The organism is Histophilus somni, assembly GCF_014202395.1.
Classification (GTDB): Bacteria; Pseudomonadota; Gammaproteobacteria; order Enterobacterales; family Pasteurellaceae; genus Histophilus; species Histophilus somni.
The window spans coordinates 121,442-131,509 of record NZ_JACHGQ010000007.1; the positions used below are offsets into that span (position 1 = coordinate 121,442).

The following is a 10,068-nucleotide window of genomic DNA, read 5'->3' on the forward strand; positions in this document are numbered from 1 at the left end:
CCAAATGAACGTCTATTTTCCATAGTAAAGGAAGTTTTTCCGAAAAGTCATAGCATAAATTTTTGTCTTTTAGGGGGAATGACAAATAAGAATTATCTCCTTCATGTGGATAATGAAAAATATGTATTGCGTCTGCCTGGGGTAATGACATCAAATTTGATTTCAAGGCACTATGAAATGAATAATAGTATATTGATGTCTCAGGCAGAATTTAATGTTGAAACAATTTATTTTAATGCTGATAATGGTATTAAAATAACGAAGTTTTTAGAAAAAGGTATCAATTTTAATCATAATAATATTCATCAATATGAATATTTATCTCTCATCTCAAAAGAATTATATAAATTACATCATTCAGATATTCAATTTAATAATGAATTTAATGTATTTGAAACTTTTCAACAATATTTTGACTTATTAAAAGATAAGAATGGATTTTTCTGCTTTAATAAAAATATTCAATTGATATACGAATTTTTTCTTAAAATTTCAAAGAATAATTCTTTTTATAACATCAAATGTCCTTGCCATAATGATCTTGTTCCTGAGAATATTTTAATGAAAAACAATAAATTATTTTTTATTGATTGGGAATATTCAGGAATGAATGCTCCGTTATTCGATGTGGCGGCTTTTTTTCTTGAGTCGAGAATACCAGAAGAAAAACAAAAATATTTCCTTGCTCATTATGATCATCATCTGGATTTTGAAAATTCTCGTATGGAAATACTATTTCATCAATTTACCCAAGATGTTTTATGGTTTTTATGGACCTTGATAAAAGAAGAAAATAATGAAACATTTGAAAATTATGCCTCAATAAGAATAAATCGCGCGTATGAACTGATGAAGGAGTTGATGAAAAATGGGTTTATTTAGTGAAAATAAACGATTAGTTCACGTCGGTTATTTTTGTGGATTATTATCCGGTTTATTTTGGGCAATATCAGGAATTTCTTACGAAAAATTATATATAGATTTCCCGATGCTGAATGCGTTTGCATTAAATATTATTATATTAAGTATTGCTGAGATTACTTTGCTGTTAATGGCTTATGGTTATTTGATAAAAAGAAAATTATTACCGCACTTTAATAAGGTTTCTTTGTTAGCGATTTTGGGAGGTTGTTTGGGCGGTCCTGTTGGGATGATTTGCTATTTACAGTCCTTACAATATGTTGGAGTGAGTTATGCGGCGACGATTTCAATTTGTTATCCAATTATAGCATCTATTTTATCCATCAAGTTTTTAGCTGTGAAAGCATCAAGAAGAACACTATTTTCTTTTGTTTTTATTGTCTTATTATTAATGCCTATCATGTATCAAGGTGAAAATTCAGAAATCAGGATTTTAGGCATTATTTTTGCTTTTTCTTGTGCATTATGTTGGGCACTTGAAATTGTGATTTCCAGTTATGTCATGCAACACTATCCATCCGATCAAGTTTATTTATTTAGACAAATAGGATCGTCTTTAGGATATTTTCTTATTATTCTTTTCATGTTTTTTTATGGAACTTATGACAATTTAATTGATTTTAATTTTTTTAAGGATGTAAATCTATGGAAATTGGAGTGGATAGTTATTATTTCCTCAGGATTTTCTTATTTTCTATATTATAAATCAATTGCAATTTTGAATCCAATTAGAGCAATGGCATTAAATATTACATATAGTCTTTGGGCGATTGTATTAAGTGCGGTTCTTTTATCAAAGGAAATTAGTATCTTTCTGCTTATGATTGGAATAATTGTATTGATGAATATTTTTATTGTGGCGAAAGGAGAAGAAAAATGAATGCCATTATTTTAGCGGCAGGTTTAGGAAGTCGTTTTAGAGAGATTACGCAGAAGAAGCATAAGGCTTTACTTCCGTTACCTAATGGAATTCCTAATATTGAGCAAACAATTATTTATTTAAAGCAAGCAGGTATTCATGAAATTCACATTGTAACAGGTTATTTTTCTGAGCAGTTTGATTTTTTAAGTGGTAAATACGGGGTTAATCTTATTTATAATAAGTTTTATAAAAAGTACAATAATATCTATTCTTTTCATTGTGCTATTGAGCATTTCGGAGAAAGTTTTGTTATTGACAGCGATGTGACACTTTTTAGCAATATTTTTAATAATCAATTAAAACGAAGTCAATATTTTTTAATTCAACGAAATAAAAGTCATAATAAAGAATGGATTCCGATTGTGAAAGATAACCGAGTTATTGATATTATTATTGACAGTTTGGAATTGCCTAGCTTACTGGGGGTCTCTTTTTGGTCAAATCATGATGCGGTCAAAATAAAATCATTTTTGGCTGATTATGTGAATAATGAAAATTTATTACTTGATTCATCATTGTATTGGGATAATATTCCAATGGAAAATCTTACAGAATTGGATATTGGTGTAAAGCTTTTGAATATAAAGGAAGCTTATGAAATAGATAATTTATCTGAGTATGAATTTATATTTAACCATTTAAAAGGTGAATAGTATGAAAAAATTATCGCTGAGAGAACTTCAATTGGTATCATTAGATATTTTGAAATATTTTGATCAATTATGTGCTAAAAATGATATTCAATATTCCTTAGGCGGAGGAACATTAATCGGTGCAGTAAGACACAAAGGATTTATTCCATGGGATGATGATATTGATGTCTATATGCAGCGTGATCAGTATGAAAAATTCGTTAATGTTTGGAAAAGTGAGACGCATGCTCAATATGAATTGTCTTTAGCGGAGGATATTCATGGTATGTTTCCGGGTGAGATGACAAAAATTTTTGATAAAAATACTGTACTTATAGATACGAAAGGAAGAAAAAGTGGCATATTTATAGATATTTTTATTTATGATGGTGTGCCAAATGACCCGTCGGTGATTTATAAAACTATGAAGAAACATCGTCGCCTTAAATTGAGGTTTTCATCTTGTCGTAAGAGATGGTATAAAGCTAATAATGAGAGTTTAATTCAGTCTATATTTTTTAGATTATCCCAGTATTTATTTAATAAGATGATGTTAAATTTAAAACAATTTCAAGACAAATATCCTATTGATGAGGCTGAATATATAGGACTCGTTTTATCAGATTACGGTGGCTGGAAGAAGTCTTATATGCCTAAAAAATATTTTAACTCCGTTGTTTATTTAGATTTTGAAGAGAGTAAGTTTCCTGTTATGAACGGTTATCATGAACATTTGACCATGTATTATGGTGATTATATGGAACTGCCTCCTGTTAGTGAACAGAAACCTCAACACACGATTGAAGCTTATATATTAGATTAGGCAATCTATTCCTTTTTTATTAAAAATCAGCAAAAGAGCGGTCATTTTGCTGATTTTTTTTTGATTTATCGGCATAATAGGTGCTATAAAAATTTTATGGGAGTCATTATGTGTAGGGGAAATTTATATATTATTTCTGCCCCAAGCGGAGCAGGGAAATCTTCTTTGATTTCAGCATTATTGGAACGGGATAAAAACGATAGTATGACGGTGTCCATATCACATACAACAAGATCCCCAAGACCGGGTGAAATTGATGGAGTGCATTATCACTTTGTTTCACATGAAAAATTTGAACAGCTTATTTTAGAAAACTCATTTTTAGAATATGCGAAAGTATTCGGTGGGAATTATTATGGTACGTCATTACTGAATATTGAGAAAAATTTAGCGGCAGGTATAGATGTATTCTTGGATATTGATTGGCAGGGAGCAAGACAAATTCGAGAAAAACGTCCTGATGTTAAAAGTATTTTTATTTTGCCTCCTTCTATTTCTGCTTTAGAGAAGCGTTTGATTGGGCGTGGTCAAGATAGTCAAGACATTATTGCAAAGAGAATGGAAAAGGCAGCGGATGAAATCTCCCATTATGATGAATATGATTATGTCATTATTAATGCTGATTTTGATCAAGCATTAGTAGATTTAGAACATATTTTGCGAGCTGAACGATTGACTGTAAATTATCAAAAAATGCAAAATGCGGCTTTAATTCATCAATTACTAGTAAAATAATTTTGGTTTTAGTATCATGAGAGCGTTTTTTGTGAATACATTAATGGAGAAATTATGGCTCGAGTAACAGTACAAGATGCGGTAGAAAAAGTAGGTAATCGTTTTGATTTAATTTTAACTGCGGCTCGCCGTGCGAGAGAATTGCAATTACATAAGCGTGAACCTTTAGTGCCGGAAGATAATGATAAACCGACAGTCATTGCGTTGCGTGAAATTGAGAAAGGATTAATTAATAACGATATTATGAACGCTCATGAGCGTCGTGAGGCATTAGAACAAGAAACTGCTGAATTGAATACAATATCGCTGTTATATCAAAATAATTAAGTAAAGTGCGGTTCTTTTTTGTAAACTTTATCAAGTACATTTCAATCTTTTTTGCATATTAATCAATAGTCAGGTGTCTTTTGTATTTATTTGAGAGTTTAGAGAAAATTATCAGAGGATATTTGTCTCCGTCACAAATTGAGTTAGTTCGGCATGCTTTTGTTATTGCAAGAGATGCTCACGAAGGACAAGCGAGGGCTAGTGGCGAACCTTATATTACTCATCCGGTTGCCGTTGCTTCTATTATTGCAGAAATGCATTTGGATCATGAAGCAGTGGTTGCAGCGTTATTGCATGATGTAATTGAGGATACGCCTTATACTGAAGAGCAATTAAAAGAAGAGTTTGGTGCGAGTGTTGCTGAAATTGTGGAGGGTGTTTCGAAATTAGATAAATTGAAATTTCGTACACGTAAAGAAGCGGAAGTAGAGAATTTTCGCAAAATGATTTTGGCAATGACAAAGGATATTCGTGTCGTGTTGATTAAGCTAGCCGACCGTACTCATAATATGCGTACACTGGGTGCTTTAAGACCGGAGAAACGCCGTCGGATTGCGAAAGAAACCCTAGAAATTTATGCTCCTTTAGCTCATCGTTTAGGGATAGAGCACATTAAAAATGAATTAGAAGATTTAGGTTTTGAAGCAATGTACCCTCAACGTTATGCGGTATTACGAAAAGTGATTCAAATTGCTCGTGGTAATCGTAAGGATATGATTGAGTGTATCGCTTCAGATATTAAAGGACGCTTGACGGAGGCGGGCATCACGGCACGAGTATTTGGTCGTGAAAAACATCTTTATGCTATTTACCAAAAAATGCGATTGAAAGATCAGCAGTTTCATTCCATTATGGATATTTATGCTTTCCGGACGGTGGTAAAGGATGTGGATACTTGCTATCGAGTACTTGGTCAAATGCACAGTTTGTATAAGCCGCGTCCGGGACGGGTGAAAGACTATATTGCTGTACCTAAAGCCAATGGTTATCAATCTTTGCATACATCTATGATTGGACCACACGGTGTACCTGTCGAAGTACAAATTCGTACGGAAGAAATGGATCGTATGGCTGAAATGGGTGTGGCAGCACATTGGGCATATAAGCAATCAGGACGAAATGACAGCACAACGGCACAAATTCGAGCTCAGCGTTGGTTGCGAAGTCTTGTGGAATTACAGCAAAGTGTTGGTAATTCTTTTGAGTTTATTGAAAGCGTAAAATCAGAGTTCTTTCCTAAAGAAATCTATGTATTTACCCCTAAAGGACGTATTATTGAGTTGCCTAAAGGTGCAACTGCGGTCGATTTCGCTTATGCGGTACATACAGATGTTGGACATCATTGCGTGGCAGCTACTGTTGATCGTAAACCTTATCCGCTTTCCTTTGCATTACAATCAGGTCAAACGATTGATATTAGTATCGATGGAAATTCAAAACCAAATTCGGGGTGGCTAAATTTTGTTGTGACAGCGAAAGCTCGCACAAGTATTCGCCAAGCATTGAAATCGTTAGGTGCCGATGATGCTGTTAATTTAGGCAAACGCCAATTACTGCAGGCACTTTTACCTAAAAAACTTAGTGATATTCCACCGCACATTGTGCAAGAAGTTTTAGATGATTTGAAATTAACGAGTTTTAATGACTTGCTGATGGAAATTGGTTTAGGAAATCAGATTAGTGGAGCAATTGCTTATCGATTGGTGGGTGAGCCATTGAAAATTGATACGGATGGTAATCCTAAAAATAATACGGAATTATTGCAAATTAAGAGCTCTGAAGGTTTATCAACAACCTTTGGGCAATGTTGTCATCCTATTCCGGGAGATCCAATTGTGGCTTATACGAGTTCAGGGAAAGGGCTTGTTATTCATCATAAGGATTGCGCTAATTTGAAAAAACGTAAAGAGAATACTGAACATTATATGCAGGTACAATGGGAGGATGAAGATACCTCGATTGAGTTTGAAACTGAGTTGCGTATTGAATTACTAAACCAACAGGGTGCTTTACCTCATTTAATGTCAATGATTTCTTCTTTGGATAGTCGCATTCATAGCATTTGGACGGAAGAGCAAGACGGTCGCCTTTACCAAATTGTTATTTTATTAACCGTGAAGAACACAGAACATTTGGAGCAAATTATGCGTAAGATTAAAAGTGTTCCTGGCTTTTTATCTGTCAAACGCAACATTAATAATTAATGGGTGGACAATTCTTAGACGCTATTCCACTTACTTCTTTGTCGGGTGTCGGTGCCGCAATAGCAGAAAAATTAGGTAGAATTGGGCTTTTTAGCCTGCAAGATCTTCTGTTTCATTTGCCTATTCGTTATGAAGATCGTACCCGTATTACCCCTATTATTGATCTTCGTATTGATCAACATGCGACAATTGAAGGAATAGTACAAACTTGTGATATTCAATTGGGTCGTCGTCCAGTTCTTGTGGTGACGCTTTCTGACGGTACTGCCAAAATTGCCTTACGCTTTTTTAATTTTAATGCAGGTATGAAAAATGGCTTTCAGCTTGGAGCGAGGGTGAAAGCCTTTGGGGAAATTAAGCGAGGTCGATTTATGGCTGAAATTCATCACCCTGAGTATGAAATTATTCGTGATAATAGACCTCTTCAGTTAGCAGAAACGCTCACCCCAATTTATGCGACAACGGAAGGCTTGAAGCAAAATACATTACGAAAGTTGACTGAGCAGGCATTAGTGTTGCTAGAAAAAATGCCATTAGCGGAATTATTGCCTAGAGCTTTTAATCCTCATGATTTTAGTTTAAAACAGGCTATTTACGTTTTACATCGCCCACCACCAGATATTTCTTTGGAATTGTTGGGGCAAGGAAAACACCCTGCACAGTTACGTTTAATTTTTGAAGAATTATTAGCACATAATCTTGCTATGCAAAAAGTGCGGTGCGGATCTCAACATTTTTCAGCTTTACCCTTACGTTATCAAACAGCATTGAAGCAAAATTTTCTTGATTTATTGCCATATCAACCGACAAATGCACAACAAAGAGTTGTTGCTGAAATTGAATATGATCTGGGACGTTCTTTCCCAATGATGCGTTTGGTACAAGGCGATGTTGGCTCCGGTAAAACTTTAGTTGTTGCCTTAGCTGCATTAACTGCTATTGATAACGGTAAACAGGTAGCACTCATGGCACCGACTGAAATTTTGGCAGAGCAACATACTGCAAATTTCCAACGTTGGTTTGAACCGTTAGGAATAAGAGTGGGTTGTTTGACAGGAAAAGTAAAAGGCAAATCTCGTCAAGCCACATTGGAGGAGATATCCCAAGGCAATATACAAATGGTTGTTGGTACTCATGCCTTGTTTCAAGATGATGTCAAGTTTGCCGAACTGGTATTAGTTGTTATTGATGAACAACATCGCTTTGGTGTACATCAACGCCTGATGTTGCGTGAAAAAGGAAAGTATGCCGGTATTTATCCACATCAATTAATTATGACTGCAACACCTATTCCTCGTACATTGGCAATGGTAGCCTATGCAGATTTAGATACTTCAATTATTGATGAGTTACCTCCGGGAAGAACACCAATTCAAACTATTGCGGTATCTGAAGAACGCAGAACCGAAATCGTCGCTAGGGTGTATAATGCTTGTGTTAATGAAAAACGCCAAGCGTATTGGGTTTGTACTTTGATTGATGAAAGTGAAGTATTAGAAGCCCAAGCAGCAGAAAGTATTGCAGAGGATCTACAAAAAGCCTTGCCGGTACTACGGATTGGTTTGATACATGGCAGAATGAAAGTGAGTGAAAAGCAAGAAGTAATGAGGCAATTTAAAAATGCTGAATTGAATTTGTTGGTTGCTACAACAGTAATTGAAGTCGGGGTTGATGTACCTAATGCGAGTTTAATGATTATTGAAAATGCGGAACGATTAGGTTTGGCACAATTACATCAATTGCGTGGTCGGGTTGGGCGTGGTAGTACGGCATCCTATTGTGTTTTAATGTATAAATCACCTTTGAGTAAAGTGTCGAGAAAACGTTTAGAAGTAATGCGTTCAAGTCAAGATGGCTTCTTTATTTCTGAGCAAGATTTAGAAATTCGTGGACCGGGAGAAGTTTTAGGTACCAAACAGACGGGTGTTGCAGAGTTTAAAGTGGCTGATTTAATACGAGATCGTAAAATGCTGCCTACTGTTCAACATTATGCCCGTCTATTAATTACACGATCTCCAAAGTTAGCAGATGACCTCATTCAGCGTTGGCTTAAACATAAAGAAATTTATACCAATGCGTAAGTGAACATTTAACTTTTGTGGAACTGAGAATTATATAAGTAAAGAGCGGTCAATTTTTAGGAAAATTTTATGAGGTTCTCAATACAACCAACAATTTTATTTTTTGATTCAGGTGTAGGTGGGTTGAGTGTTTATAAAGAAACTAAACAACTTTTACCGGATTGTCATTATTTATATTGTTTTGATAACGGATTTTTTCCTTATTCAGAAAAGGACGAAAAAGATATTATTGACCGCACTTTAAGAATTTGTCAGAAAATCAATCAAACTTATCCCTTAGATTTAATTGTAATTGCTTGTAATACGGCAAGTACGGTTGTTTTGCCTGAATTACGCCGGAATTTTTCTATTCCCATCGTGGGAACCGTACCTGCGATCAAGCCTGCTGCAGAAATGTCAGAAACAAAACATATTGGTTTGATTGCGACGAAAGGAACTATAAAAAGAACTTATGTTAATGATTTGATTAAAAATTATGCACATCATTGCATGGTGGAAAAAATTGGTAGCACTAAGTTGGTAGAGATTGCAGAGCAAAAATTACGAGGCGGTGAAGTTGATCTTAATGTCCTAAAACAAGAACTTAGTCCATGGCAAACTATGAAATCACTTGATTCTGTTGTATTGGGGTGTACACATTTTCCTCTAATCAAAGAGGAAATAGAATGCTGTTTACCGCAGGTAAAATTTTTTGTGAGTTCTGGTAAGGCAATTGCGAAACGGGTTAAATTTTTATTAAAAGGTATAGAAGTGCGGTCAAAAATTCAGAAAAAAAATTTGATTTTTTGTACTAAACCTCTTGAAGATGATAAGTCTGTTCAACAAATTTTAGATTTTGGGGAATTTGAGAATTTAGTGATATTGTCTGATTGAGACTAAGCAACTAGATAAAAATAAAACTTGTATTTTGTAATTGAATAGATTTTTACTCAGATAAATGTAGGAAAATTGAGCAAACAGTTTTTATTTTAGACAAAGGAGAGTATTTTTAAAAAAAATTATAAAAAAAGCTTGCATTGAAATATAAAATGCCTATAATGCACGGCACACAACGACACGCTGTTGTGAGAGGTTAAGCAGTGTGTCGTTATTTTTTGTTCTTTAACAAACTATCAGACAAACTGTGTGGGCACTTGTGAGACTGTATTAATAAGAGATTAAAAGAGTAAGATAAGTGCTTAAACTAGAGAAATTCATAGAGAAAAGATGGATAAAATAGTCAGTATTTATTGAGCGAAGAGATTAAATTGAAGAGTTTGATCATGGCTCAGATTGAACGCTGGCGGCAGGCTTAACACATGCAAGTCGAACGGTAACGGGGAGGGAGGTTACTTTCTCTGCTGACGAGTGGCGGACGGGTGAGTAAAGCTTGGGAATCTGGCGAATGGAGGGGGATAGCCACGGGAAACTGTGGGTAATACCG

Annotated in this window: 9 protein-coding genes and 1 rRNA gene; all 10 read left to right on the plus strand. The window is 34.7% G+C overall.

Translation table 11 applies throughout. The features are described from left to right. Positions 1–882 (plus strand): choline kinase family protein (locus HNR69_RS06270; RefSeq protein WP_260156983.1); only part of this gene is annotated, 882 nt, incomplete at its 5' end. After that, complete coding sequence (locus HNR69_RS06275; protein WP_075294186.1) at positions 869–1,801, plus strand: DMT family transporter; 933 nt, start codon at positions 869–871, stop codon at positions 1,799–1,801. The genes HNR69_RS06270 and HNR69_RS06275, both read left to right, overlap by 14 nt. Then, positions 1,798–2,496 (plus strand): NTP transferase domain-containing protein, encoded by a 699-nt coding sequence (locus tag HNR69_RS06280; RefSeq protein WP_075294185.1) that lies wholly within the window; start codon positions 1,798–1,800, stop codon positions 2,494–2,496. The genes HNR69_RS06275 and HNR69_RS06280 overlap by 4 nt, the downstream gene beginning before the upstream one ends. A gap of 1 nt (position 2,497) precedes the next feature. Continuing rightward, positions 2,498–3,298: a LicD family protein gene (locus HNR69_RS06285; RefSeq protein WP_183405655.1), complete on the plus strand. Its 801-nt coding sequence runs from the start codon at positions 2,498–2,500 to the stop codon at positions 3,296–3,298. A gap of 108 nt (positions 3,299–3,406) precedes the next feature. Next, positions 3,407–4,033 carry a guanylate kinase gene (gene gmk / locus HNR69_RS06290; protein ID WP_075294183.1) on the plus strand — a complete coding sequence of 209 codons (627 nt, stop codon included), beginning with the start codon at positions 3,407–3,409 and terminating at the stop codon, positions 4,031–4,033. A gap of 54 nt (positions 4,034–4,087) precedes the next feature. Continuing rightward, positions 4,088–4,360, plus strand: coding sequence for a DNA-directed RNA polymerase subunit omega (gene rpoZ, locus HNR69_RS06295; protein WP_011609609.1), 273 nt, complete (start codon positions 4,088–4,090; stop codon positions 4,358–4,360). Between the two features lie 80 nt (positions 4,361–4,440). Beyond that, positions 4,441–6,564 (plus strand): bifunctional GTP diphosphokinase/guanosine-3',5'-bis pyrophosphate 3'-pyrophosphohydrolase, encoded by a 2,124-nt coding sequence (gene spoT / locus HNR69_RS06300; RefSeq protein WP_183405656.1) that lies wholly within the window; start codon positions 4,441–4,443, stop codon positions 6,562–6,564. Beyond that, positions 6,564–8,645, plus strand: coding sequence for an ATP-dependent DNA helicase RecG (gene recG, locus HNR69_RS06305; protein ID WP_075294181.1), 2,082 nt, complete (start codon positions 6,564–6,566; stop codon positions 8,643–8,645). The genes spoT and recG overlap by 1 nt, the downstream gene beginning before the upstream one ends. Before the next feature lie 69 nt (positions 8,646–8,714). Next, positions 8,715–9,518, plus strand: a complete 804-nt coding sequence (gene murI, locus HNR69_RS06310; protein ID WP_075294180.1) for a glutamate racemase — start codon at positions 8,715–8,717, stop codon at positions 9,516–9,518. 371 nt (positions 9,519–9,889) lie between these two features. Then, positions 9,890–10,068, plus strand: a 16S ribosomal RNA gene (locus HNR69_RS06315); the annotation flags it as partial.